At 68.8% G+C, this 581-nt stretch carries 2 protein-coding genes; both read right to left on the bottom strand.

Features of this window, described 5'->3' with window-relative positions; genetic code table 11:
- Nucleotides 1-374: hypothetical protein (locus ACK4TH_RS13005; protein WP_409627045.1), on the bottom strand; the 374-nt coding region annotated here is incomplete at its 3' end.
- Between the two features lies 1 nt (nucleotide 375).
- A partial coding sequence (locus ACK4TH_RS13000; protein WP_409627043.1) for a hypothetical protein occupies nucleotides 376-581 on the bottom strand: 206 nt, incomplete at its 5' end.

The following is a 581-nucleotide window of genomic DNA, read 5'->3' as shown; positions in this document are numbered from 1 at the left end:
GCGTAGATCGGCCCTGAGAACGCGCCAGCGACCAGCAGGACGCCCCAGCCGTCGTAGCCCGCCCACCACAGCACGGGCGCGCAGGGCAGCAGCCAGAACACACCCCTGCTGGCATTGGCGGCGAAGCTCTCGGCGTCGCGCGGGACCAGCCCGTGGTTCCACCACGGCAGCACGCAGCCCAGCCACAGCGCAGGTCCCAGCGCCAGCAAGTGCATGTCGACCTTAAGCGCGGCCAGCAGCAGGGCGGCGGTCGCGGCGTACTGGATACGTCCGCCTGTCGTGCCGCTGCCCGTCCAGATGTCCCACAGCGCAGAGCCGCGCAGCCGGAAGCACAGGCCGCAGATAAGAGCGTAGACGACGGCGAGCGCGATCATGTCAGGCCAGCAGGGTTTGCAGCGTGATAGCCTTGAGCGCTTCCGGCGTTGCGGCAGCGACGATGCTGGCATGCGTCGGCGCGTCCTTCATCTTCTGCCGCAACGTCTTGGCCGCCGCCTTGGCGGTGTTGTCGTTGGCGTCTTCGGCGTCCCAGCGCTGCTTGTCGATTTCCGGCCAGTACGCGGCGCGTTCGGCGCGGATACGGT

This window comes from Tepidimonas sp. (assembly GCF_046292505.1).
Classification (GTDB): Bacteria; Pseudomonadota; Gammaproteobacteria; order Burkholderiales; family Burkholderiaceae_C; genus Tepidimonas.
This window is presented reverse-complemented; position numbering and strand designations above follow the sequence as displayed.